This window comes from Pontibacter sp. T17 (assembly GCF_057219875.1).
The window spans coordinates 775,428-801,847 of sequence record NZ_JBXVVW010000002.1; the positions used below are offsets into that span (position 1 = coordinate 775,428).

Annotated in this window: 14 protein-coding genes; 9 read left to right on the plus strand and 5 right to left on the minus strand. The window is 55.1% G+C overall.

The annotated features are described in order from the left end of the window. Positions 1–15: 15 nt before the first annotated feature. The 4 genes from truB to AC2D8O_RS11390 are packed head-to-tail and all read right to left on the minus strand — an operon-like array spanning position 16 to position 2,630. The gene (gene truB, locus AC2D8O_RS11375; protein ID WP_484678942.1) at positions 16–738 is read right to left on the minus strand and encodes a tRNA pseudouridine(55) synthase TruB; all 723 of its coding nucleotides are present in this window, start codon (positions 736–738) and stop codon (positions 16–18) included. Then, positions 738–1,532, minus strand: coding sequence for an undecaprenyl-diphosphate phosphatase (locus AC2D8O_RS11380; RefSeq protein WP_484678943.1), 795 nt, complete (start codon positions 1,530–1,532; stop codon positions 738–740). The genes truB and AC2D8O_RS11380 overlap by 1 nt, the downstream gene beginning before the upstream one ends. Beyond that, complete coding sequence (locus tag AC2D8O_RS11385) at positions 1,529–1,765, minus strand: DUF3098 domain-containing protein (RefSeq protein ID WP_484678944.1); 237 nt, start codon at positions 1,763–1,765, stop codon at positions 1,529–1,531. Before AC2D8O_RS11385 ends, AC2D8O_RS11380 begins: the two co-directional genes overlap by 4 nt. Then, positions 1,752–2,630, minus strand: coding sequence for a cell division protein FtsX (locus AC2D8O_RS11390; protein ID WP_484678945.1), 879 nt, complete (start codon positions 2,628–2,630; stop codon positions 1,752–1,754). The genes AC2D8O_RS11385 and AC2D8O_RS11390 overlap by 14 nt, the downstream gene beginning before the upstream one ends. Before the next feature lie 108 nt (positions 2,631–2,738). On the opposite strand from AC2D8O_RS11390, the gene AC2D8O_RS11395 reads away from it, so the two are divergent. From AC2D8O_RS11395 to AC2D8O_RS11435, 9 genes are all read left to right on the plus strand, one after another. Next, on the plus strand, positions 2,739–5,801 hold the full coding sequence (locus AC2D8O_RS11395; protein WP_484678946.1) for an ATP-binding cassette domain-containing protein: 3,063 nt from the start codon (positions 2,739–2,741) through the stop codon (positions 5,799–5,801). Positions 5,802–5,970: 169 nt separating this feature from the next. After that, positions 5,971–7,935: a tetratricopeptide repeat protein gene (locus tag AC2D8O_RS11400; protein WP_484678947.1), complete on the plus strand. Its 1,965-nt coding sequence runs from the start codon at positions 5,971–5,973 to the stop codon at positions 7,933–7,935. Positions 7,936–8,391: 456 nt separating this feature from the next. Next, positions 8,392–13,152 (plus strand): nSTAND1 domain-containing NTPase, encoded by a 4,761-nt coding sequence (locus AC2D8O_RS11405; RefSeq protein WP_484678948.1) that lies wholly within the window; start codon positions 8,392–8,394, stop codon positions 13,150–13,152. 36 nt (positions 13,153–13,188) lie between these two features. Beyond that, positions 13,189–15,219: a hypothetical protein gene (locus tag AC2D8O_RS11410; protein ID WP_484678949.1), complete on the plus strand. Its 2,031-nt coding sequence runs from the start codon at positions 13,189–13,191 to the stop codon at positions 15,217–15,219. A 49-nt stretch (positions 15,220–15,268) separates the two neighbouring features. Further along, complete coding sequence (locus AC2D8O_RS11415; protein ID WP_484678950.1) at positions 15,269–16,588, plus strand: T9SS type A sorting domain-containing protein; 1,320 nt, start codon at positions 15,269–15,271, stop codon at positions 16,586–16,588. Between the two features lie 121 nt (positions 16,589–16,709). Further along, positions 16,710–22,553, plus strand: a complete 5,844-nt coding sequence (locus AC2D8O_RS11420) for a T9SS type B sorting domain-containing protein (RefSeq protein WP_484678951.1) — start codon at positions 16,710–16,712, stop codon at positions 22,551–22,553. An 8-nt stretch (positions 22,554–22,561) separates the two neighbouring features. Then, positions 22,562–23,665 (plus strand): PorP/SprF family type IX secretion system membrane protein, encoded by a 1,104-nt coding sequence (locus AC2D8O_RS11425; RefSeq protein WP_484678952.1) that lies wholly within the window; start codon positions 22,562–22,564, stop codon positions 23,663–23,665. A gap of 62 nt (positions 23,666–23,727) precedes the next feature. Further along, positions 23,728–25,266: a PAS domain S-box protein gene (locus AC2D8O_RS11430; RefSeq protein WP_484678953.1), complete on the plus strand. Its 1,539-nt coding sequence runs from the start codon at positions 23,728–23,730 to the stop codon at positions 25,264–25,266. A 49-nt stretch (positions 25,267–25,315) separates the two neighbouring features. Continuing rightward, positions 25,316–25,798 (plus strand): SMI1/KNR4 family protein, encoded by a 483-nt coding sequence (locus AC2D8O_RS11435; RefSeq protein ID WP_484678954.1) that lies wholly within the window; start codon positions 25,316–25,318, stop codon positions 25,796–25,798. A gap of 16 nt (positions 25,799–25,814) precedes the next feature. Here AC2D8O_RS11435 and AC2D8O_RS11440 read toward each other — a convergent pair whose 3' ends face one another. Next, positions 25,815–26,417, minus strand: coding sequence for a flavin reductase family protein (locus tag AC2D8O_RS11440; protein ID WP_484678955.1), 603 nt, complete (start codon positions 26,415–26,417; stop codon positions 25,815–25,817). Positions 26,418–26,420 lie beyond the last annotated feature (3 nt).

A 26,420-nucleotide genomic window follows, 5' to 3' on the forward strand; every position in this document is an offset into this window, starting at 1 on the left:
GTGCGAAGATAGCGGCTAGCGGTCTGCGGCAGGGGGTGTGGGGCGAGCAGCCTGCAACAATGGCAACAACGTTTCGAGGGGCTGTGCCTGTTCCAGTGTGTAGGCGCCAATACGGGTACGAATCAGGCCAGTGAGATAGGCCCCTACCCCCAACGCCTGACCGAGGTCGTGTGCCAGACTGCGTATGTACGTTCCCTTCTGACAGTGCACGCGGGCCGACGCGCGGCCAGTAGCGGCATCATAGCTCAGCAACTCAAAAGCGTAGACTTCAATGCGCCGGGCTTTCAACTCCACCTCTTTGCCCTTTCGTGCAAGGTCATACGCGCGCTTTCCATCTACTTTGATGGCGGAGAAGGCTGGCGGCCTCTGCTCGATCACCCCTACAAATTGCTGCATGGCAGCACGCAGCATAGCCTCGGTAATGTGTGAGGGGTCAGCAACGGGCTCGGGCGGAAACTCAGCGTCGTAGCTGGGCGTAACTGCCCCCAGCTGAAACTCGGCTACATATTCCTTCTCGGCATTCTGGATGGCGTCAATGCCCTTGGTGGCCTTTCCCGTGCAGACTATCAGCAAGCCGGTAGCCAGTGGGTCCAGCGTACCTGCATGCCCCACTTTCTTGATCTTGGCGGCGCCCCGCACACGTGCCACTACATCGAACGAGGTGTAGTGCAGGGGTTTGTCAATCAGCAGTACCGCACCTGCCTCCAGTTGCTCGCGGGTGTAGGGAGAGGCTTGCATCAGAACATGTGCAGTTCAACCCGGAAGCCGTAAAGCAGCACCAGCAGAGTGATACCAACGGCAATGCGGTACCAGCCAAAGGCACGGAACCCATATTTGGTTAGATAGCCAACAAACGCCTTGATGGCAATAAGGGCCACGACAAACGCTACAAGCCCTCCCAACAGTAGAATATGCACCTTGTCGGTGTGCTGGGCCAGCAGTTCGCGCTCGTCCCACAGGCTTTTGACACTGGCTGCAAACATGGTAGGCACGGCCAGAAAGAAAGAAAACTCGGCAGCAGACTTGCGGTTAAGGCCCAGCATCTGCCCGCCGATGATGGTGGCCGCTGAACGGGAAACCCCTGGAATCATGGCGATTGCCTGCATCAGGCCAATGCCTACCGCCTGCTTATAGCCAGGCTCGGCATCGGGCAGGCTTTCGTTTTGGGCAAACCATTTGTCTACGAAAAGCAGCACCACGCCGCCAACCAGCAGGGAAATCGCCACTACCGTGACGTTTTCCAGCAGACTGTCGACCATCGGCTTCAGTAGAAAACCCAACACTACGATAGGGAGAAAACCAGCCAACAGCCGATAGTAAAACACCATTCCACGGAAAAAACGGCGGAAATACAGCACCACCACCGACAGAATAGCCCCAAACTGAATGCAGATCTCGAACACCTTGACGAAAGGATCGGCGGCAATGCCCATCAGCGAGGAGACAATAATCATATGGCCTGTGCTGGAAACAGGCAGAAACTCGGTAATGCCCTCGACGATGGCGAGAATGAGCGCCTGTAGTGCGGTCATGCCTTGTCAGCACCGTTTTTATCGGCCGAGCGAGCCAGCAAGGCGTAGGCTACCAGTGCAAAGCCCCCCAGAATCAGCACAGGCGCTACATGGAGCGACAGCGAAAACCGGGTTGCGTCTACAAAGCCATCCATGGACATGAGGGCAAAGCCTGCCAGTATGACTACGAGTGCGGCCACCAATAGCAGGTAGTTGCGCTTGCCAAAAGGCAGCGAGTTCTCAGGCGATTTCATCCAGCGATTTGTTGAGATATCGGTTTACGGCCATACGGCTGCCGAAGTAACCCAACAGGGTACCCAGCACAATCAGGCCGACATAAAGTAGGTAGAGGTCACGGCTGCGGGTGAGCACGCCTAGGTCAAGGTCCAGCTCGGCCATCTGTGTGGAAAGCAGAAACAGAAGGCCAAAGAGCAGGAGGTCTGCAAGAATGCCTGCCAAAAAGCCCTGCCACAGGCCCATACGCACAAACGGCCTTCGGATAAAGCTGGCAGTAGCGCCTACCAGCTGCATCGTGCGAATGAGCAGTCGCTGGCTGAAAATTGCCAGGCGAATGGTATTGATAATAAGCAGGAAGGCGATAATGGCCAACAGAATGCCGACAGGTATGGCAATCTTGGTGGCGCGGTCAACATTTCGGTTTACCGACTCGATAAGGTTGATCGGGTAGTTGATCTCGAACACCTCGGGGTTCTGGTCAAGAATCACCTTTGAGAGTGCGCGCACACTGTCGATCTGGATGTAATCGGCGTTAAGGCGAATATGGATGGCCCCCAGGAAGGGATTGATGTTGTCCATCGCCTTCATGAAATCTTCGCCCAGTTCCTGAAAGTCCTTCAGGGCATCCTGCCGCGAATGATAGGCGGCCTCCTTTACATAGGGCTGCACCCGCAACTGTTGCAGCAACTTGGTTGCCTGCTCGTCGGTGGTGCCTTCCGTGAGCATCACTTTCATCACCAGTTGCTCCTTGGCATCGTCCACCACCACTTTACCTGTGAGTGCCAGCACCGCCAGAAAACCCAGAAAGAACAGCGACAGCGTAATGCTGAACAGCGAAAACGAATAGGGCGTGCGGGGGCTGCGTGGAGGACGTGCGGGCATGTTGCCGATAGGCTTGGGCCAGTGCAAAGCTAGTAAAATGCAGCAAGCCAGCCGGCGCCCTCAAAATCTTGCGAACTTGGGCCAAGCATTCTCCTTTAGTCCCCCCGAATGAACCAACAGGTATTGGATGTGTTGATGCAGCTGTTTGCTGCTGTGGCACAGCTGGATGGCCTTACCCGTGAGGAAGAGACTGTCATACGCACCTTTCTGGACGAGGAACTGCCCCACGACGTGGCAGAACAGTATTTCGCCCAGTTTCGGTCGTATGCCGAGCGCAGCGAACTGCGCGACCTGGAAGCCCTGTGCGCCAAGGTGAACCCCGATCTTACCGCTCGGCAGAAATTCTACATTATCACACGGCTGCTGGAGCTCATCAACGCCGACAACAACCTGAGCGACCGGGAGCTGGATGCGCTACGGACCATAGTGGCGGGCTTCAATCTGGCAACGGAGGAGTATGCCCCCCTCTTCGATTTCATCACCACAGACAAACCGCGCCAGCTTCTGCACCGAAACCTGCTGATCATCAGCTCTGGGTTGGGTTCCATGCGAGGTGCGCACCTGGAGGTAGAGGGGTTTGTGGGCTACATTGCCGTGCTGCACATCGAGAGCGTGGATGTCTTTGTGCTACGCTACATCGGCAACGGCGAGGCCTATTTGAATGGGCAGCTTCTGCGTAGCGGGCATGTATACCAGCTGACGCCGGGCAGTGTCATCCGTTCTGGGCTGACGCAGCCAGTGTACTACAGCGACATCATTGCCGAGTTTCTGGAGCCAAAACAGAAATCGCGCATTGTTTTCAGCGCGCAGGAAGTATGCTACACCTTCCCGACCGGACATACCGGCCTGTTGAACATCAACATGGCCGAACAGAGCGGCCGCCTGGTGGCACTGATGGGCGCCAGCGGGGCAGGTAAAAGCACGCTGCTGAGCGTACTCAATGGCTCTTTGAAGCCAACCAGCGGGCACGTGACCCTCAACACCATTGATGTGCACCTCAGGCCCGAAGCCCTGCAGGGGCTCATCGGCTTCGTAAGCCAGGACGACCTGCTGATGGAAGAACTTACGGTGTTTGAGAACCTGTACTACAACGCCAAACTGTGCTTCAGCAACCTGACGCCACCCCAACTGCGCGACAAGGTAGAACAGACCCTACAGGAACTGGGGCTGCTGGAAATCAAAGATCTGAAAGTAGGCAGCCCCCTGGACAAGAAGATAAGTGGGGGACAGCGCAAGCGTCTGAACATCGCACTGGAACTTATACGCGAACCCGCTGTCCTGTTCGTAGACGAGCCGACCTCCGGGCTTTCGAGCCGCGACTCGGAGAACGTGATGGACCTGCTGAAGGAACTGGCACGCCGGGGCAAACTGGTGTTCGTGGTCATTCACCAGCCGAGCTCGGAAATCTTCAAGCTTTTTGACCGGCTGCTGCTGCTGGACACTGGCGGCTACCAGATTTATTACGGCCAGCCACTGGAAGCCCTGCGCTACTTCCGCCGGGCTATGAACTATGCCCACAGCGAACAAGCCGTGTGTGGCGAGTGCGGCAACGTTAACCCCGAGCAGATTTTCACCATCGTGGAAACCCGGATCGTTGACGAATACGGTAACCAGACTCCGCTGCGAAAAGTAAGTCCACAGCGCTGGCACCAACTTTATCAGCAGCATCGCTTCAGCAATCCGTTGCTGCCGCCGCCCCCCGCTGGGCCAGAAGAACGCCCTGAGAGCAACTTGCGACTGCCCGGCTTCTTCGAGCAGATAAGCGTATTTTTCCGCCGCGATCTCCGCAGTAAGCTGGGCAACACATCGTATCTGCTGCTCAACTTTCTGGAAGCCCCACTGCTGGCGCTGGTACTGGCCTGGCTGCTTAGATATGAACACCCAGGCGACAACAACACCCTGGGCTATTCACTGCTTGAAAACGTTAATCTCTCGGCCTACCTCTTCACCTCGGTGCTGGTAAGCCTCTTTATTGGCCTTACTGTAAGCGCTGAAGAGATTCTGCGCGACCGCAAGATCCGCAAACGCGAGGCCTTTCTCCATCTCTCCCACGGCAGCTATCTGTCCAGCAAGCTGTTACTCCTGTTCAGCCTCTCTGCATTGCAGACCTTATTATATGTAGTGGTTGGCAGTTGGATTACCGGAACGTCTGACATGACGCTGGCGCACTGGTTCATGCTGTTCTCGCTTACATGCTTCGCCAATGTGCTGGGGCTCAATATCTCTTCCGCCTTCGACTCGGCAGTCACCATCTACATCCTGATCCCCATTCTGCTGATTCCGCAGATTATCCTAAGCGGGGCAATGATCCGTTTTGGCGAACTGAACCCCGGGGTGAGTGGCGCGGGCACAGTACCCGCTGCCGCCAACGCCATGGCCAGCCGCTGGGCCTATGAAGGACTGGCCGTCTACCAGTTCCGAAACAACAGTTTCGAAAAGCACTTCTATCAGAGCGACCGCCGCCTTCGGACAGCCGCATACAAGGCCAACAACTGGATACCTGCCCTGCAAGGCAAACTGGACTATTGCCTCACCCACTACAGTGTTGCTCTGGATGCCGATGCCGTGCGGGCCGACCTGCGTCTGCTGCACCACGAACTGAAGACAGAACTGGGCAACCGCTACCCGCAGTCTATTTCGCATGCACTTGCCAAACAGTCATTTACCCCTGAAACCGGGGCCCAACTTCAAAAACTGCTGGATGCAATGGCTGCCAGCTACCGCAAGCAACTGGCAGCGGCCCAGGAGGAAAAAGACCGTATTCTGAAAGAACTTGTCGCCGCTGGGATAGACCCGGCCCAGTTGAGGCGGAAACACTATAACATACGCCTGGAAGAACTCGTGACAGGCAAACTGGAATCGAGCCCGGTGGTAGAGGTAGAAGACCGACTGATACAACTCTCAGACCCCATCTACCACGAAAAGCAGCCCGAGGGCCTATCGAGTCAGTTGCTACAGACAGATGCCCATTTCTTCGCACCATACAAATATCTGCTGGGGCTTCGGGTTCATACCTATTGGTTCAATGCCATCATCCTCTGGCTTTTGACGACAGTGCTGTACGCGACACTGTATTTCAATCTGCTGCGCAGGGTTGTCATCGTGTTGGAGAAAGCCCGAACACGCATCGTCCACAAAAGAGGACGCTCCGCAGCGGCGGCCGCTGAATGAGTATAAACTCCATGCCAAAATCGGACTTTAATGTCTAACACACTTGTTGAGACCTGCATCCCTTTCACAATTCACCAAAAGAATCCCATTTTGGAACAGTAATTGTGAACGGCGGGAGCACATTTCCCTATATTTGCCCAAGCCTTTTGAACACCAATTCATTACCAGTATGAACTATTCTACTCTGCGTGCGATCGCGTTCCGAGGTGCCGCAGCGCTGGCTGGCCTCGGGCTGTTCAGCGCCTGTTCGGACCCGAACCTGATCAATAAGACCAAGTACAACGGTCAGTCGTACGTGAACACCTGCGAAACGTTCCGCAATGAGGTTCAAGCCATTCTGGACGCCAACAGCGGCCCGGCTACCCTGCGTGTATCCGAGAATGACAATTCGCAATTCGATTATTTCTATCTCGAGCCCGGCCAGTTTGAGCAGAAGGGCGATACGCTCTATTTCCGCCTCATCAACGACCTCGAGTATGGCAAATACCTTCAAAAGGGCGTAGCTGTACAGGTGCGTGCCACTTTCAGCAGCCAGGACCACCTCGCTGACCTCGAAGCTGAAAGCCAGGGCAACCTCGACGTGCTGGTAGTGAACCAGGCTTACTGGCAGGCCAACCAAGCTCCGTTCTTCGTTTACAAAATTCCTGTAAGCCAGAAGGTTAACGGCAAGCAGATTGTCCTGAACTTCTCGGTAGTAAAAACCGACAAGAGCGGCAAAGTGACCAAGGAATACTGCAACACGGTACAGGTTCCCCTGGGCCCGCTGGATGCTCCCTGCTGCACCGACAAGCCATTTGAGCAGGCCAAGCCCCGCAGCATTGTACAGATGCCGAACATCGACATCACGCCTGTATCCTACAAATACAAAGGCTTTACTGGCACGCTGGACCTCATCTTCCCGATGAACAGCACCAAGTTCGAGCGCAAGGAACTCACCAACGTTATTGCCAACTACATCGGCAAGTACGAAGCTGAAGGTTACCGCGTGCGTACCGTAGAAATGTGGGGCTGGGCCTCGCAGGGTGGCACCGTAGACTTCAACCAGCGTCTGTCTGAAGCCCGTGCTGCTGTTGTAGAAAAAGACCTCCGCCGCATGTTCCAGGAGAGTGGCCGCACCGACACCGTTGCTGTTACATCCTCTGGCCGTGGTGAAGACTGGGAGCGTTTCGAGCTGCTCGTCAAGACCGCAGCCTTCAGCGAAGAAGAGCGCAACGAACTGCTCTCGATTGCCAGCAGCAGCGACGATGCCGACACCAAGGAAGCCAAACTGCGCAAGCTGAAGTACTGGAAGAAGCTGGTAGCTGAAGTACTGACCTACTGCCGCCACACCTTCATCACCTTCACTTTCGACTGGACTGGCAAAGACGGCCTGGTTGTAGGTGAAACCTACGCTACTCGCATCCCGGTTATCTCGCCTGAACTGTACAACGTGGCTACCCGCACCAGCACCATCTCGGCCTTCCGCGCTGGCGATGATGTGAACACCGGTCTGGGTACGCTGAACACCATCATCGACCAGAACGGCTTCCGCACTGCCAACCTGTTCGCCATGCGCTCTACCTACCACTTCGCCAACCGCGACGCTCGCGCCGCCATCAGCGATATGGAAGCTGCCCAGGGCCTTGACCAGAACAACCCGCAGTACGGTGTAGCCATGCTCGCCTACAAGACTGAGTACGCTGGCATGTACAGCACCAACGAGCGCCTGAAGCTGCTGAACACCTACAACGATTACGTTGCCCGCTACCCCAACGACATGATTCTGGCCTACAACCGTGCCGTAATGATGGACCGTGCAGGTTTCATCAGCGGTGCACTGGCCGAATATGACAAGCTGATGGGCAGCAACGGCAAAAACGCAGTAGCCCTGAACAACCGTGGCGTAGCGCGCCTGAAGACCAACCGTGTGGTTGAAGCCGAAGCAGACTTCCGCGAAGCCCTGTCTTTGGATGCCAACCGTTGGGAGTCGCACTTCAACCTTGCCGTAGTAGCCGCCTACAAAGGTCTTACCGACAAGGCTGTACAGCACCTCGACATGGCTATCAGCCTCAACCCCGCCATCAAAGGCGACATCCTGAACAACCCTGTTTTCCGGGTAATGAAGGACAACCCCAAATTCGCCAAGTATCGCTAAGCGACTCGGTGTTCAAACAAAAAGCCGCGCCTCACAGCGCGGCTTTTTGTTTTTGGGCTACATACGTCTAATCTGTTCACACTAAGTTTTTTTACGAACTAAAAAGATTGGGCAAAGCGGATTTCTACCTAATTTTCCAGTTGTAGGATAGTGATGTAGTGCGCGTTCCATCAACCTGAAATACATCACTTTCTGTACTCCTCTCTCGATCGACGCCAACTCTTACGGCCATGAAAGACCAAACCCCTCCCACCCCTGCAACCGTTGGGGAAGAGGCCCTGCCTACCAATGTTGCACCTTCCGGCGCAAATGAGGTATCCATGACGGGTGACAAACGCCGCAGGGTATTTCTTGCCTGGACTACTGACGACATTGCTACACAGCGCGACACACTGGCTGTGATGTTGGAAAAGNCTTTCTGTACTCCTCTCTCGATCGACGCCAACTCTTACGGCCATGAAAGACCAAACCCCTCCCACCCCTGCAACCGTTGGGGAAGAGGCCCTGCCTACCAATGTTGCACCTTCCGGCGCAAATGAGGTATCCATGACGGGTGACAAACGCCGCAGGGTATTTCTTGCCTGGACTACTGACGACATTGCTACACAGCGCGACACACTGGCTGTGATGTTGGAAAAGGCCGGCATGGAGGTCTTCCCTATGGAGGCCAAGCCTAGCGACGAAGCTGCTTTCAAGTTGCAGATTGACGCTATGGTGCAGAAAGCCGACTTGTCCATCCATCTGCTGGGCGGAGAGTTTGGGGCAGTCATGTCAAACAACCCCAATCAGTCGCACACGGCCTATCAGTATGAAGTATCGCTGGAAAAGAGCCGCAAGACCAAAGGCGCCTTTAAGCGCGTGGTCTGGAATCTGCCACTTGAGGGGTTGATACTGCAAGGCGAACAAGCCGATTTTGTGGTGCAGGTGCAGAACAACGTGTCGCGCGAGATGATGTTCACCAGCGTGAACAACGCTGCCCAGTTCATTGATGAGACACGTGCCTTTATAGAGTCAACGGTGGAGGTCAAGGCCCTCCCCAAGGAATACGACATCTCGTTCATCTCTAACGTAGCCGACGCAGCCGATTGCTACCACATGGTAGAGAAGCTGGGAGAAGAACGTAAGCTGGCGACTCTCACGATCGTACCTGAGGCCGATACCAACTACCGCAACCAAGCCGCCGATCTGATTCGTCGCAGCCGACTGACGGTAGTTTATTTCAAAGAAAGTTCGGACTGGGCTATCAGCTTTGTCAAGCAACTGTGGAAGTATGTAGGCGGGGCCAGTGGTACCACGCCATTTCTGCTCATTGGTGAAGACGAACCCCGGCGTAACCGCTTTCTTCGTTTCAAGGCCCCCCAGACGGTGATGATGGTGGTGCACAAAGACGAAGTGCTGAAAAACATTCAGGAGACTTACGCCAAGATTGTACAGACTGGTCAACTGACAGAAGAAACCTTCTGCCCCTACACAGGTCTGCGCCCTTTCAATGAAGATGAGTCTATCTTCTTCAAAGGCCGCGAAAAGCACGTGGACTACATCATCGAACTGCTGCAACGCCAGAAGTTTGTAATGGTGACTGGCTCCTCGGGCGACGGCAAGTCTTCTCTGGTTTTTGCTGGTATGATTCCGAATCTGAAGGGCGGCTTCCTGAAGACGCAATTCAGCAAATGGGCAGTGGCTGACTTCCGACCGGAACGCCAGCCCCTGCGCAATCTGGCTACTGCTCTGTCTACGGAGTTGCGCATGCGTAACCCGGATGATGTAGAGAATGCCCTTTCCTACGGTTTCTCCGCGCTGGTAGACCTGTACAAAAAGTCGCCACTATACTGCGACATGACCAGCCAGGAGTACATCGATGCCGATGAAGAAGGCCGTAAGAGCCTGCGCCGCAAGGCCGCCAATCTTCTGGTATTGGTGGATCAGTTTGAGGAGTTCTTCACGAACATCGAAAACTACCGCGATGGTGTGGCCAGCCCTATCGCCCAGATTACAGTGAACGTGCTGGTAGAAACCGTCCGCATTGCCCGCGAGGAAAACCTGCCCATCTATGTAGTCTGCACCATGCGTTCGGACTATATCGGTCAGTGCGTTGCGTTCCGCGGTTTTGCGGAGATGATTGGCCTGAGTACCTACTATGTGCCGCGCTTGAAGCGTGAAGAAGTGCAGGAAGTAATTCAGGGCCCAGCTGAACTTAACGGCAACACCGTATCTCTACGACTGGCCCAGCGCCTGCTGAACGACCTTGGCGACGGCATTGACCAGTTGCCTGTGCTCCAGCACTCGCTGCACCAGATCTGGACCGATGCCGATCTTGGTAAGCAGGAGATGGATCTGTTGCACTATGCCCGTGTAGGTGGGCTAGCATCCAGCAAGCTGCCAAAAGAAAATCAGAACGAATATGCACGTTGGTTTGCCTCGCAAAACAACGATAAACAGGCACTGTACGACAAACCTCGCCTGCGTAACGTACTGAACCGCCACGCCAACGAACTCTACAACACCGCGCACGACTATTACAATGCGCGTTACAGCCCTGCCATCAGCCAGGAAACGGCACAAGACATCATCAAAACTGCGTTCATCTGTCTTACCAAAGTAGATGAAAACCGTGCGGTGCGTAACCGCATGACGGTGCAGGACATCACCGACATCCATGGCAACCCTGCAGTGGATGCCCAGATGGTAGGCCGCGTGATGAACATATTCCGGGCACCGGGCAACACCTTCGTGCAGCCCTATATCACCGACGACCCCGATACACTCGAAGTCGGTGCAACGACGGTGCTGGACATTACACATGAGTCGCTCATCCGCAACTGGGAACGACTGACGGAATGGGCCGAACAAGAAGACAAATCCGTTAAGGTTTACAGCGATTTCAAGAAGGAAGTAAACCGCTGGATCGACAATGACAGCAACAAGAAATACCTATTGCTGAGTACCGGTACCTTCGATTACTTCAACAGCTGGCATCAGAGTCACAAGCCGAACGCCGCCTGGATCAAGCGCTACTTCCGTCCGGAAGAAATTGTTCCGGAACTGGACCCGATGGAACAGGGCGCAATGTACCTGGAGGATATTCAGGATTTTCTGGAAGGCTCGCGCAAGGAAATAAACCGCCGGAAGCGCCTCCGGAACTTGGCCATCAGCGTGGTGCTGCTGCTGACACTTCTCGGTTTCATCCTCGCGTTCTTCGCCAACCAATCTCGCCTGGAAGCGGTAGCACAGAAACAGGAAGCCGAGAAGCAGAAAGTCATTGCCGAGAGTCAGAAACGGGAAGCAGAACGCCAGCGCCTGGAAGCTGAAAACCAGAAACTATTGGCCGATCGCGCCTACATTCGTGCACAGCTCGAAGCGCTGAATGCCAAGAACCAGACGCTGATTGCAGAAGGTGCACTGCTGGATGCGACCAAACAGAAAGAAATCGCTGAAGTGCAGCGCCAGATGGCCGAACTCCGGCGCCAGGAAGCTGTGAAAGCACAGCAGTTTGCCGAGAACCAAAGGCAGATAGCCGAGGCCGCACGTTATGATGCCGAGATATCTGAAGGCTATGCGGTAGACCAAAGCCGAAATGCTGTTATTGAGCGCGATAATGCACTGATTACGCAATCGCTCTTCTTGGCAGCAATGGCCGAAGAACAGTCGGACCAAGGCCGGAACGAATTGGGAATCCTGCTAGCCCTGCGAGCGTTGCCCGAGTCCATTGGCGACAGTAATCAGCGCCCTTACGTAGAAGAAGCCGAAGCGGCACTGTATTACACGCTGAATCGCGAGAAAAACAGCCGCCCCGATGCCGAAATGTTCGGCCACACGAACCGACTTGTATACAACCAGTTTTCTCCAGACAGCAAGCGGCTGATTTCAACTTCCTGGGATAAGACAGCACGCATCTGGGATGTTGCTTCCGGCAAGGAAATCAGCAGGCTTTCTGGCCACTCGCACATAGTTGAGAAAGCCTACATGTCGGCGGATGGCAACTACGTGATTACACAGGCGGAAGACTTCTCTGCCCGTGTTTGGGATCTCCGGAGCAACAAGCTGACCGCTGTGCTGCGAGGGCATGACGATCTGCTTACACATGTCGCCATCACCAACGACGCGCAACGTGCAGCTACCACTTCGCTCGACAACGACATTCGCCTGTGGCGCATCAATGGAGCTGACGAAATTGCTGTGCTGAAGGGCCACACCGATGATGTACTCTATGCAGCTTTCAGCCTTGATGGCCGTCGACTTGTTTCGGCAGGCGCTGATGGAACTGTTCGCATCTGGAACGGCGAAAATGGTGCAGCCTTACACACTATGACAGGCCATAGCGGTGCCGTTCGTCACGTAGCATTCAGTCCTTCCGGTCAATATGTGGCATCAGTTGGCGACGACGGAACTGCCCGCATCTGGGATGCAGCTTCCGGCCGTCAGGTCTTCCTGCTGCGCGGCCACAAAGCAAGTGTACTGTGGGCCGCGTTCAGCGCCGATGGTGGCCGTCTTGCAACTGCCAGCAGTGACAGCACCGCACGAATTTGGGACATGGGCACCGGCAGTGAAATTGGTTTGCTCAAAGGCCATAAAAACTCTGTTTACAATGTGCAGTTCAGTAACGATGGGCTCCACATGGTTACAAGTTCTGATGACTCAACAGTTCGTCTCTGGGATGCGGAGTCGTACCTGCGAATTGCAGTATACAACGGCAACCCCCGCAACGGATATGCAGCCGCCTTCAGCCCAAACAGCCGTTATGTGGCAGTTGCCGGCAAAAATGGCAACCAATACACTGTACGGGTTTATGATCTGCTTCCGAACCGTCAGGAGCTGATTGATCTTGCACGCCAGCAGGTAAAACGAGACCTCACACAGTCTGAACTCCAGCAGTTTTTCCTGGACGACAAGCGTCTGAGGAAAGCCCGAATCATGGAAAAGCTGGAGGAACGGCGTGAGCGCCTGCGCAAGCAGCGTGGTGCTACGGTGCCTACCATGCCCGCGGACCCTTCGTCTGTGCCGCAGGCAGCAGAAGAGGTTCCGGCATCTCAGATGACGCCAGGGCCTGACAAGCCAGACCTCCAGGCGATTCCGGCAGATGGCCTGCATACTGTATCGCCAGGCGAAACGCTCTTCCGCATTGCGCGACGCTATGGCTTGCCGCTTGAAAAACTCAAGTCCATGAACGGCCTCAAGAGCGATATGCTCAAAGTAGGTCAGAAACTGAAACTCCGCTGATTGCTCTCCTCTCTAAACGACTGAACCACGACTACCATGAAGCGCATCATTCTCGGAGCTTTCCTGCTGTCGACCGCATTTACGGTTCATGCACAAACGCCCGTGCGAAACACTGGCACATTGCATGTCAATTCCGGCACCACGTTTTTCGTACGTGGCACACTTTCCAATAATGGTACCATCTCCAACGGTGGTACTATTCAGGTGGCGGGTGACTTCAACACCCAAACCGGAACCTACACCCGTGCCTCCGCCACAGATGTGGTACATATGGCCGCCGACGGAAGCGGCTTTACGACTCTGTTCTTTGGCGGCAACACCATGGGCGAATTCGTTGCCAACAACCCTTTGGGAGTTATGGTAGCAACGGATGCCTTCATTGCTACCAGGTTGCGCTTTCTGGGTGGACGTATCCGAACTGTAGGTGCTGGTGAGCTTATACTGCTGCCCAGTGTGACTGCCACTGATATCATCGGCGCCAGTGCCGGGAACTATGTCGTTGGGCAGATGCGTGTGCAGCGAAACGCAGGAACCGGCCCTATTTTCTTTCCTCTCGGCACGGCTGGCTACTACCGCCCAGTAACGATCAACGGCTACACCGCTCCTGCTGGCCTGGTAGATCTGAGGATAGAAGTGATTGCCAATGACCCCGGAGCTACGGTTGTGCCTGGCAGCAAATTCGTGCGCCCCAGCAGAGCTTATTATTACCAGCTACAGAACCTTGGGACAAATGCACTGCTCAACAGTCCCACTGCGCGGCTAACCGTCGAATGGGACAACAACGACCTGCTTACTTTTTCAGCCGGCAACCCCAGTCATGTACGCCTCGGCTACACGGGTCTGGGTATAACCGGCCCCTATTCGCTGGCTAACAAAACCTCCCAGAGCGGAACGGGCCCATACGTACTGATTTCCGAATTGCCCGGCGACATCAACACCGGTGGCGCTGTCTACAACCTAGTCACTGGCATTGGCAAAGTGGAGGCTGGCACACTTGCCTCTCTTTCCGGCACTACCATTGCACCATCAGATACTGCGCTGCTGGAAGTTACGGGAGCGTCTACGCCCTCTCCTGCCATGTTATGGAACACGGTTACCGGAACGGCCCCCGCTTTCACATTCACCCCAGTTGCCAACCAACCAGCCATTCCGGGAGTCAATTACACCACACCCCCGCTGTTCAGCTCAGTCAACTATGCTGTCATAGCATCGGAACTTGGGTTTGAATCTGATACCACCAATACACTCGGGCTCTCACTGGCCGATCACATTCTGTTACAGCTGAGTGTACATCTCGAGGGCCCAAGCCCTACTGATGGCGTACGCATCATGAATGCATACCCTAACAAAACCCACCTGCGCAACTATTACAATACTGCCGGTAACCCTGGGGTAGCAGCGGTCTACACTGGCCCGGTAGTACCTGACAATGTGGTGGACGCAGTTGAAATCGAACTGCGACGCGGTACTGGTTTAACATCGGCTGCCGTGGCAAGCGATCCAACCTCCTATCTGGTTACACGGAAAATGGGCTGGCTGCTGACCAATGGCACCGTGGTAGAATATCTTAGCCCCGATCCTGCGGCTCCTGTTCCCGGTATACGTATCCCAACCAGTGCCTCTCCGAATGTAAACACTACAGACCGCTATTTCATTGTGGTCAAACACCGGAATCACCTGCCGATTATGTCGCGCAATTCGCTGGTGTTCCCTCTGGCTACTGGAGTTGCACTTGACCTCTCGGTGCCCGGAAACGTGTATTCCCAGCCTGGCTTCTTTGATGCAGGCGGACGCCTCGACCTGACTATTCCCAGTTCACCCATTATCCGCATGTATGCGGGCAATGTAGATGCTACTCAGGTTCAGACATCCGGTGTCTCCGTCTACTCGTTCATCAGCGCCCGGGACTATAACCGAACCACCATCAGGAGCGCTTTTGCTACTGTGGTATCTGCATTGGACAACTTCGATCTCAACCTTGATGCCGCCATCAACTCAAGCGATGAAACGGACGTTCAGGCCAACTCCGACATAACTGCCATCAGCAGCGTGTCTACCGACAACTGATCCCTTGCCCTCTGTTCCTTAGTCAACCGATCTACCAACCTCTCTACTCATGATATCCCGCACTCCCTTCCGCAGCCTTACGCTGATGGCTGCTTTCATGGGGCTGCTGTTGTCGGCCGTAGCCCAAACGCCTGCCAAGCGCTACCGGGTGGAACTAGAACCGACCGTGCGTAATGGCCAGTTACTGCTGGATATATACGCCTATCTGCTGGCAGGCGATGCTTTCAGTCTGGCTTCAAGCAACTTCCGTTTCCATATCGAGACATCAGGCCTGAACTTCAACAATGCCGTACTCGATAACGATGCGGCGGGGCCGTGGGATTTCAGAACCGATGCGCGGGGCTATCGGAACCTCTACCTTGTTCGTGATGGCACCAGCCTAGTAATGAACGTGCTGGCAAATTCTCAATTGAAAAATACCATGGCTGCAGTTGGGGGGCCAGGCAACGGGCAACCCCTTACCACAACCCGTACACGCGTTGGCCGAGTGGCTATTCCAATTACAGATGCCAGCCAAACTGCACATCTCAGCTGGGAAATGGCGGGAGCTGCTGTAATGAACTGGGATGCGGCCAACATTATTAGAGACGGCGAGTTTACGATAACCCGAACGGAGATTCCCCTTTGCGAGGCTCCAGCCAAGCCCATAGTCACAGCCGCGGCGCTTACCTTCTGTCTGGGCCAGCAAGTGATGCTGAGTGCGGGCCCCATCGGAAACTACCAGTGGTATCGCGATGGTGCGGCCATCAACGGCGCCACCTCCAATCAATACGCAGCCACTGCCGCCGGCAGCTATACCGCTATTGCAATCAATGCCATCTGTGAGTCTGAAGCCGCTGACAGCATTCGCCTCACCGCACTCCCTTCTGGCAACCCTACTCTCAGCCGGTCTGGAAACCTGCTCACCGCCAATCTGGGTGGCGCATCGGCCACTGGTCTGCAATGGTATTTCAACGGCTCGGTTGTTACCGGAGCTAACGGCCTTACCCTGAAAATGGAGGCCACTGGTTACTACCGGCTGGTTGTCACCACTCCCTGCGGCACGTTCAGTTCCCGCGAAGAATTCTATGTGAAACCCGCTGACAACCTCGTGAACGAGGGTGTGAAAGTGCAGGTAATCGTAGCCCCCAATCCGTATGCGGAACAGACAACTCTGAGCCTGTATCTACCTAGCAGCGCCGAGGTAACCGTAGAGGTTACTACCACAAAAGGGTCACGGCTAAAGACCCTGTTCAAGCAGCAGATGCCGGCTGGCCAGCAGGCCGTGCTGATAGACGCCCGACAGGCTGGTATGACGCCTGGCTCTTATTTCCTGCATGTAAAAGTCGGTGACCACGAGGAAGTCCTCAAGCTGGTGCAACTGAACTGACGCGAAACCTACTCTCCACTCGGTAATAAAACGTAGTTTTAAACCCCGAGTCTACCCTTCCGATCCTCTTCTGCCTCAACTACTACCACCCACACCTATGCGGAGAATTATACTCCTGGGAATGGTGCTATTTTCCCTGGTTTCTACGGCGTTGGCACAAAAAAATGCCACTATTACCGTAGATCAACAGATTGCCGGCACCAACGTACAATATACCGTCAAGATTCGGGCCAATTCTCCTGCCGATGCTTTTCTTCTCGGGCCCTCCAACATTGTTTTGAACTTCCCAAGTGGCTGCCTTAATGTAGGTCTGGCCAGCAAAGTCGCCAACTCGGACAATCCTCTTAATAATATAGCTCAAACGCTGCCGCCCCTCAGCCCTATCTACAATCCCGTATCGATTGTGGCAAACGGGGGCCTGAACCGGGTGTCGGTCAACATTACTACGGTGGCAGTAGGGGTCACAGGTAATCAAGGGTATCCGATTACGACAACCGACTCGGCGATTGTGCGGTTCGAAATCCCGATATCAGACTGTAACTGTCCTAATCCGAATCCGACCTTCGCCATCACGAACAACATCAGCGAACTCATCTCGACAGCTGGCAATCAGGACTTCGTCGACGTCAACATTGTTTCGGAGACAGTAACCCCGCTGAACCGCGCACCTGATTTTGCTCCTTCCACGGCGACCGTCAACCCGACCTCCGTCATACGTTGCACTGCGCCTCTTCAAGTCGAATACCGTACACTGACCCCCGCTTACTTCCGCCTCAACAGCGCCAATGGGTCGGTATTCACGGCTGGCGGAACCGTAGTGGGCCCTGCCACCAGTGTGTTGGTAGATGTTGGGCCGGGCAGTGGTTTATCGCCAGATGAGATACAGGTTAGCGCCAACAATACCTTTATCTGTTACGAGAGTTTCTTCACCAGTATCACGCCAGCACCCAGCACCAGCTTTTCGCTGTCACTGGTCGAGGCCCAAGCCTGCTCCGCGACTCCTTTCAGTATATTACAAGCCGGTTCCAAGGCTGGGGTTACCTATGAGCTGCTGGAACGTGAGCCATTAGCGCCAGGCTTCGTACCAACAGGACTCTCATTTACATCCACTGCCGACGGCCAGACCTTTACCTACACGCTCTCTCGACTGGCCGATACGCTTTCATACGATTTCAAAATCAGAGCGACCTTGGGTGGTTGTGTGGTAGAGTCCCCAACCAACATCAGTGTTCCTGTAATATTGTGCAATCTGCCAAGTCAACCACTCACGCTTTCCAAACCTGTAGTCTGCCCCAACGATACCGTTACTGTCTCGGTGCCAGCCAGTGCATCTTCTGCCAACCTGTTTATCTGGTCAACCGACAATCCGGCTATCACTTTTCTGAACGGTGTTAACTCTGGCAAGAGTGTGGTGCTGGTGATTCCGTCTAACGCCGGCCCCAGCTATACGGCAAACATTTCCGTCAATGAAATAGATGCTGGCGGAAATACAGGCTCAAGTACGATTTCCCTCACCGTCAACAGCGCCGCCCAACCTGCTCTCAATGGGCCTTCCAGCGTAAATATCAACATGGGCACCGCTACGTTTACTTCACCCGGAAATCCGAATCCGGTGTGGACTTACACGGGCCCTGTTGGTGGTATCGTAACCTTCGCCTACTCGGCTGCTAACGACACCGCATTTGCCATCTTCTCGTCCGAAGGTGTCTACACCCTGACTGTCACCAATAACACCGCCCCCTGCCCCACTTCTACGTCTCGTGTCGTCGTCGTTTCAAATTGCGATGCTACGATGGGTGTTGCCGGCCCCAACGCCGACATCTGTGACGGAGGAACGGCAGTTGTATACATCTCCGACTTTACTCCGCTACCTGGCAGTACGCTTCAGTGGGTCTTTTCCACTACTGACCCCAACGATATCTCCAGCTACTCCAATGTGCCAGCAAGCGCTATCGGGGGAGCAAACTCCACTGTTCTGTTAACGCAGCCGCTTACAAATACTGCCTACTTCCGTCTTCGGGCAAGCGGCTCGTCTCCCACAGGCTGCTTCACCTACTCTTCTCCTATACGTGTCACTCCAGCGCCGCCCAGTTCTGCAGGTTCGTTAACACCCACCTCGCAGGAGCTTTGCCGGAATGGCAGCACTGTGCCACAGGCTACACTCACCTATTCCGGTGGCCTGGGCCCGGTGGACTTCGAGCAATCGGCTGATGGTATCACCTGGAACCGTGCGGTAGGCACTGTCAGTGGCAACACCATCACCACAGGTCCACTTCTGACCAGTACCTACTTCCGAGCCCTCTTCAGTACTGCCTGCGACACTTCCATCAGTAACCCTGTGTTCATCCGGGTGTTCGGAAGGCCCCGCGCTGTTATTACCTCCCCGACAACGCTGGAGGTGTGCGACACAACATCTACGCCCGTCCTTACGGCAGTTGCCAGCAACACAGAAACCACTGGGGGCTTCTGGACCTCTACTGGCACAGGGACGTTCTTCTATACTGGCGTTGGATCTACCAATGCCATCTACAGACCCAGCGCGGCAGATGCCCTGACTGAGAATGTGATTATCAGGTACTTTGCAACCAACAATGGTTGTGTTCCCGTTGTCGCGACTGATTCTATCAGGCTCCGGGTGTATCGCCGGCCCACTGTCAGCGTTGCAGAAATTCCCCTCTCGCGTCAGACCATTTGCGCAGGCACCACTACCGACACGCTCCGCGCCACCGTCAACACTGGCACTGGGCTTTGGGAAGCGTTGATTGGCCCTTCTTACACCACGGCGGTTGTGGTAACAGGTGCCACTCCCGCTGGCCGCTTTTTCCCCAGTGAAAACTCTCCAAGGGCCATATTCTATGCTGGGCCTACTTTGGCAGGTCAGCAAATACGTTTCCGCTATACGGCGAGCAGTGGCGTTTGTAATCCAGCTGCCGACACTACAGCAGCCCCGCTCAACATTACGTCCGACATCGTAGGCGGCAGCATGACTTTCCTGGGCGAACCTGCCGCAACCCTCACTAAAGTATTCTGTGCTGGCCAGAGTGTTGTGTTCCAGGTATCTAAAGGCGCCGCTGACCTCAACACAACATTCAGTGCTACTGGTTCGGGCACGCTGCTGTACACGGCGCAAACCGCCACCACCGGCCTGCTGACTTACGTGCCCAGCAACACAGACGCCGGCACCTCTGTACAGATTTTCTGGACGGTATCGAAGCCAGGCTGTTCGCCGCTTCAACTGTCGCGCGAAGCTGTCATCCGGCGCGCACCTGTAGCGTTTATTTCCAGTCCCCTCCGCTCTACCAACTTCCGGCGTTGCTATGGTGACATCACCGCACTTTCTGCCATTTCCCAGGCAGGCACTGGACAGTGGTCTGCATTCATCCGTGCGGCAAATGGTACGTTGACCGCGGTACCCAACACTGTTTTCTCTGACCCCAACGCCCCCAACAGCAACCTGCTGCCCCTGGCCAAAGCTACCTTTGCCAACACCACCTTGGCGTTGGTCTGGACCGTAACCCCCTTGGGTGGCTGCAACATTGCAACCGACACTACCCTGGTGTACATCTCTGATGACCCGGTTGGTGGCTTCGGCGGTAGCGCTACTGTCGTCCCCGACGTTTGTGCAGGCGCGTCTACTGTTGCACTGAATAACAGCGCAGCACTTGGTGGCTCTGGAGGCGCAACCCTGGGCAGCAATGGTTCAACTGGCCGTTGGTTCGCTTTTGTAGCCATTGGTGCGGGTGCTGGTTCTCTGGCAGCAGGCACCTTCAGCGACCCCACCAGCCCAGCAGCTTTCTACAACTCAGACCTTGCCGATGGAGGCAAAACCCTACGCCTCGAATGGCACGTCTACAGCCCCGCCTGCGACAGTGTCGTGTTCAGCGACTCGGTAGTGGTGTTAAGCTCTATCGTTAACGGGGGCTTTGCAGCACAGCGCCTCGATGGTACCCTTCGGCCAGTCTGCTTCCCCGCAACCTCCGACACCCTGAAAGCGTTTGTAAACGCCCCAGCAACGGGTATCTGGAGTTCCACTGGCGCGGGCCTCTTCCGCGACCTCTCTGGCGTGGTTACTACGAATGCCCCAATGGCATTCTATGTGCCGGATACCGCCGACCGCAACAAGCTGATCAACATCACCTGGACGGTGACCGACCCCTCGTCGCCTACCTGTGCCTCCTTCAGCATTACCCGCTCATTGCAGGTACGCGACTCCGTCGGTGCGACTTTCCCGCAGCCTCCTACCATCTGCTTCCCCAGTGGATCTGATACGTTGCGCGGGCGGATCCAGGGCGATCCCACTGCAACTGGCCAGTGGTCGCTCGAACCTGGACCAGGGGGGTATCTGGGCGAAGGCGGTTTCACCAATACCACCGACCCCAATGCCCGCTACATTCCTGTCGCGAATGACGTAGGCCGCATCATCCGCATCGTTTGGACTGTCACGAACAATATCTGCGCAACCAGAATCATCAGGCGGGATGTCCGAGTGAGCGGCGAATCGCAGATAGTCATCACCAAATCGCCTGCGACGACTACCTGTGCCGGCGAACCAGTGTCACTGAAAATAACCGGTGGCGACGCCTACATCTGGACAGCCTTGAGCGGCACACCGGAAATCACCTTCCCCGTTGTCGGGCGTACCGATACACTGGTGGTTCGCTCTTTTGAAAACGTAGTGTTCAATGTGCAGTCGGTTATCGGCACCTGTACCTTCACCCGTACTTACACGCTGAACGTTCAGCAAGGGCTGCCGCTGACCGTAACGGAATCTGCCGGCGCTCCTGTCTGCGCTTCCGAACCTGTCCAGCTGACGGTACAACCTACCAACCTGCCTGCACCAGCTTCGCGTACGTTCCTCTGGCGCAAACTCCTGGGCAGCACACTGGTTGCCATTCCGCCAAGCGAAATCAACGACAGCACGATCATCAACCCGGTAGTAACGCCCAATTCCACTACCACCTATGTAGTGCGGGCACTCACGGCAAATGGGTGCTTTGACAATGCCGAAGTAAACATCATCGTCAATCCGTCGTTCCCTCCGGTTATTCCGGACGGTGAAATTTGCCTCAGTGCTACGGGCAATGACACTCTTTTGGTACACCCCGATTACCTGAACCAGCCGAAGGATGCCACATTGTGGTTCCGTGCTCGCCGCAGTACCCTATTGGCCGCTTACCTCGGAGGCACGCTTGACAATACGCACCCCACGTTTGTCACTGCTGACTCCATTCTGGTAGACCCACTGCCCGCAGTCACCTCTATCGATTCGGTGTATTATACGCTGCTCTTCCGTTCGGGCCCCTGCCGATCGCTGGTGGAAGTCAAATACCTGCTCTACCCCTCGCCTGTATCGGACTTTGAGATTGGTGATGTATCATATGACAACACCTTCGCACCCATCGATACTGTTTACCGCGATACTGTGTCGGTTCCGTTCTTCCTGCGCACCGTGCCCTTCCGCAGCACTGCATCGGCAGATGTTGTGGAATTCTTCTGGGACTTTGGCGACCCCAACTCTGCACTCGATAACACCTCTACCGACCAGAATCCGTCACACACCTTTACTGGCCCTGGCATATATACCGTGGTGCTCTACGCCAAGAATGCCATTGGTTGCGCCGACCTGCGGATTGGTACCAACACGGTTATTGTTCGAGAAGAAGAGTATCTGTTCCCCAACGCTTTTTCTCCCAACAATGATGGTAACAATGACCAATTCCGTCCGCTTCCGCTGCAGTACAACGCCCTGACCGGCCAGCAGGAAGTGCGCGCCAATATCCAGCGATTCCAGATTTTCGACCGTTGGGGAAATCTTATCTGGGAAACTGCGCAACGAATTGGCTGGAACGGCCTTACGCCAGAGGGCAAGCCCTTTGAGCCTGGCACCTACACCTACAAGTGCACCATTCGTCTGGAATCGGGTGGTGATGAAACCTACACTGGCTACGTAACGCTTATCCGCTAGCACGGACCATGAACCGCTCGCTGCTCTCCATACCAACTCTTTCCGCGTTCGTGCTGACTGCGTGCATGCTGTTGCCTGCCGCCCTGCACGCACAAGATCCGAACCTGGCCATGCCCTATGCCAGCCCTGTGCTCGTAAACCCCAGCTTTACGGGGCTCGTAGAAGGCAAGGCCGGCTTTAGCATGACGCACCGTGTGCGCCGGGGCACCATCAATGCAACCTCCAATTCCACTGTGTTTCAGGCTGACCTGCCGATAAACAAAAAGTGGTATCAAGGTGGTGCAGGGCTTGTTATCATGACCGACAATTACGGTGGCTTGAAACGCAATTCGGCGCTGTTGGGTCTCTCGTGGGAGGCTCCCCTCGGGGCCAAAACCCGTTACACGCACATCCGGGCGTCGGTTCAGGCGGGTGTTACCCAAAGTTCGGTTTCTGACCCGCTCTATGTCTTTGAAGACATGTACAATGCCACACTCGGTGAGTTTTCCGGCAACACCACTGAGAACATCTTTGGCCTGAGCAGTCAGGTGAAGATGGATGCAAGCGCTGGTATTCTGATTTACCGCACGCAGAAAATCAAGGGCAACCCTGAGTTCAACTGGTTTCTCGGTGGCTCGATTTATCACCTGAACCAGGCCAACATGGGGCTACTGCCTTCCGACAACATTCCTCGGCCAATGCGGTATGTAGGTATGGGCGGTATCAAGTACCGCACCCGCTCTTCGTTCGACCTGAACCTGAACCTCCTGTATCAGCAACAGAACAACTCCAGCCAGATTACCTATGGAACGTTTATCCGGACGCTGTTCTTCGACAAAGGCATTTTGTTTGGCGCAGAGAGCGCCGCAATTGTCGTTGGTGCCAATGTGCGCCAACAGTTGAACACCGTCAACATCGATGGCACCACCCAGCGTCAGACCGGCCTCGAAAGTGTCACGCCCTACATTGGCATAGACTATGGCCGACAGTTCCGATTTGGCTTTGCCTTTGAGCTGATTATTAACAAGAACACCACTCTCGACAGCCAGAACGGCGGTATGCAGTTCTCTGTAGGCTACCTGATTGATGGTGCCAAATACAAGAAGCCGGCGCTTCCCTTCCCCAGCTTCTGAGTTCTACCCACAGACCTCTCTTCTCTCCTATACCAACTTCTTGACTCCCATCCTGCGGCATCATGAGTAACCTGAAACTGACCGACGCGCGGGTACGTCGCAAGACGCGCGAAGTAAAGGAAAGCGCCAACACCTGGGGCCTCTCCTACTGGATTCTGTCGATCATCATCGTCGGCTCCATTCTCATTCCCATCGCCAGCAATAAGTTTGAAAGCTGGGTGTCGCTGATGTGGGCCATTGCCATCACGTTCATTGTAGGTGCTGGGGGCTATGTGGCTGTGCGGCGACTTATCTCCTATGCCGGAGCCAGCCTGGGCCAGGTGGAGCGGATGAGCACCACCACCAAATCGGCACTGAACGAAGGCAAATTCAAAGCCCTCATTCAGCACTCGCTTGACATTATCACGATAATAGACAGCAACGGCAGCATTCAGTATCTCAGCCCCTCTACCGAGCGTGTCCTGGGCTACAACCCTGACAGCCTGATTGGGCAAAGCATCTATGAGCTGGTGCACAGCGACGACCATGCCCTCATGCGCAATGCCACCGGCCAGAAGACTACTTTCTTCTTCTCGTTCCGCATGCAGCACCACGATGGCAGCTGGCTCTATTTCGAGAGCTCCGGCACCAACATGCTGCAGGATCAGCTGATTCGTGGCATCGTGCTCAACTCGCGCGACATTACCGACCGCAAACGTGAAGAGGAAGCCAAGAAACAGAAAGAACTGGCAGCCATGACCTTCAACCTGCAGCGTGAGCAGGCCGAAAAGGAAAAACGGATTGTAGAGGAGTCGAAGAAACAGTTGGAAGAAGCCTACTCCATCATCGAGCACAAGAACAACGAGATACACGACTCCATCACGTACGCCTTCCGTATCCAGAAGGCTATGCTCCCGGAGCTGGAAGTGATCAAGCAGCACCTACCAGAGTCCTTCATCTTCTGGCGCCCAAAGGACATCGTATCCGGCGACTTCTACTGGTTTGCCCAGATGGGTGACTATACCCTGATTTCGGCTGCCGACTGTACAGGCCACGGTGTACCAGGTGCATTCATGACCATGATTGGCAACACCCTTCTGAACCAGGTGGTGAAGCAGCAGGGCAACGTAATGCCAGACCAGATTCTGAACAACCTGCACCTTGCCGTACGCCGAGCCCTGCGCCAGGACGAAAAGGGCTCTACCTCCCGCGACGGTATGGACATTTCGTTCCTGTGCCTCGACAGCAAGAACAAGAAAGTATACTGGGCCGGAGCCAACAACCCCCTCATCATTGTTCGCAATGGCGAGCACATTGAGCACAAGGCCGATAAATACTCCATCGGTGGTTTGCAGACCGAAGACCAGCGCATCTTCACGCTCTTGGAACTGGACATGCAGCCAGGTGACACCTATTACGTCTACTCCGACGGCTTCCAGGATCAGTTTGGTGGCGACAAAGGCCGCAAATACATGACCAAGCGCTTCAAGGAGTTTCTGGCACAAATCAGCACCCAGAAGCCCGAAGAACAGGCACAGGTGCTCGACACCGAGTTCTCAAACTGGTTGGGCAGCAATTTCGAACAGATTGATGACGTACTGGTAGTGGGGGTGAAAGTGTAGTACACACCCCTACCCAACCGTCTGCTTTCATGTTGCAACCCCATCTGTTTTGAGTTACCGTATCGAGCAATCGTATCCTCGGCTTGCCGAGGAGGAGATTTCCCGGCTGGAGAGCCAGGTGGGTCACTCTCTGCCCGAACCCTATCGCGACTTTCTGGCCCAGCACAATGGTGGGGTTCCTTACAACAATACCTTTGACGTCCCCTCCCAGACGCACGATGGCCGGTATCTATACAGCTTCACCATTCGCCGCTTTCTGGGACTGACAGCCAAAGGGCACGACGACATCCTGCGCGTGCGCGCCAATCTCGCCAGCCGTATGCCCATCGATCTGCTGCCGATCGCCATAGACCATTTCCGCAACTTTATGTGTCTGAATGTGCGCTCAGGCGAGGTTTTCTTCTTCGACCTGCAGAATGCCATCAAGGCCGAGCGCCCAGGCCAGCCGTTGCTGCTACAGCTCTATCTGCACAAGGTGGCGTCATCATTCGATGACATGATGGAGCACCTGTATCACAAGCGCTTCTCCTGAGCACAAACATCCTTCCTCAGGGTTTTTCGGGGCGCCACAGTTCTACCGCTGGCAACGGAAAATACCCACTGTTGCCGATTATGCCGGCAGTGCCGGCGGCAGACTGCTGGAAGTGACCACTGGCGGTTATCGCTGTTTCGGGATAGTGGAGGTGCACCACCTCACCTATCAGCAGCCAGGTGTCGTTGGTCTTGATGAAATGCTCTTCGCGGAACTGTAACTCAAAACGCACAGGGCATTCCTGAACCAGTGGTGATCCGACAACGGTTCCGGCGATTTCAGTGAAGCCTGCCGGCACAAATTCCGACTCGCCTTCCGGCAGATTTCGAGCTGTCAGATGCGCTTTGTCGACCAGTGCATACGGTACCAGTTGAATGGTATACTCGCCTGTACGGCGGATGTTGCGCAGTGTATGTCGCGGGGCACGGTCGGGCCGGAACATGAGCCCCAACAGCGGCGGATTGCTGCCGTAATGCTGCAAGGAATTGAAAACTGCCAGGTTGGCCGCGCCATTTTCGTGCCGTGTACCTACCAACACCGGCTGGCGCACGCCCAGCAGGGTGGTGAAGAGGTGTACGCGGGTATTGCTGTCTAGTGCGTCGTAGGTGGTGCGGGTCATGGA

Excerpts from the sequence above, each read along its gene's own strand:
- truB (WP_484678942.1), bottom strand. The coding sequence starts at position 738 with ATGCAAGCCTCTCCCTACACCCGCGAGCAACTGGAGGCAGGTGCGGTA.
- AC2D8O_RS11380 (WP_484678943.1), bottom strand. The coding sequence starts at position 1,532 with ATGACCGCACTACAGGCGCTCATTCTCGCCATCGTCGAGGGCATTACC.
- AC2D8O_RS11385 (WP_484678944.1), bottom strand. The coding sequence starts at position 1,765 with ATGAAATCGCCTGAGAACTCGCTGCCTTTTGGCAAGCGCAACTACCTG.
- AC2D8O_RS11390 (WP_484678945.1), bottom strand. The coding sequence starts at position 2,630 with ATGCCCGCACGTCCTCCACGCAGCCCCCGCACGCCCTATTCGTTTTCG.
- AC2D8O_RS11395 (WP_484678946.1), top strand. The coding sequence starts at position 2,739 with ATGAACCAACAGGTATTGGATGTGTTGATGCAGCTGTTTGCTGCTGTG.
- AC2D8O_RS11400 (WP_484678947.1), top strand. The coding sequence starts at position 5,971 with ATGAACTATTCTACTCTGCGTGCGATCGCGTTCCGAGGTGCCGCAGCG.
- AC2D8O_RS11405 (WP_484678948.1), top strand. The coding sequence starts at position 8,392 with ATGAAAGACCAAACCCCTCCCACCCCTGCAACCGTTGGGGAAGAGGCC.
- AC2D8O_RS11410 (WP_484678949.1), top strand. The coding sequence starts at position 13,189 with ATGAAGCGCATCATTCTCGGAGCTTTCCTGCTGTCGACCGCATTTACG.
- AC2D8O_RS11415 (WP_484678950.1), top strand. The coding sequence starts at position 15,269 with ATGATATCCCGCACTCCCTTCCGCAGCCTTACGCTGATGGCTGCTTTC.
- AC2D8O_RS11420 (WP_484678951.1), top strand. The coding sequence starts at position 16,710 with ATGGTGCTATTTTCCCTGGTTTCTACGGCGTTGGCACAAAAAAATGCC.
- AC2D8O_RS11425 (WP_484678952.1), top strand. The coding sequence starts at position 22,562 with ATGAACCGCTCGCTGCTCTCCATACCAACTCTTTCCGCGTTCGTGCTG.
- AC2D8O_RS11430 (WP_484678953.1), top strand. The coding sequence starts at position 23,728 with ATGAGTAACCTGAAACTGACCGACGCGCGGGTACGTCGCAAGACGCGC.
- AC2D8O_RS11440 (WP_484678955.1), bottom strand. The coding sequence starts at position 26,417 with ATGACCCGCACCACCTACGACGCACTAGACAGCAATACCCGCGTACAC.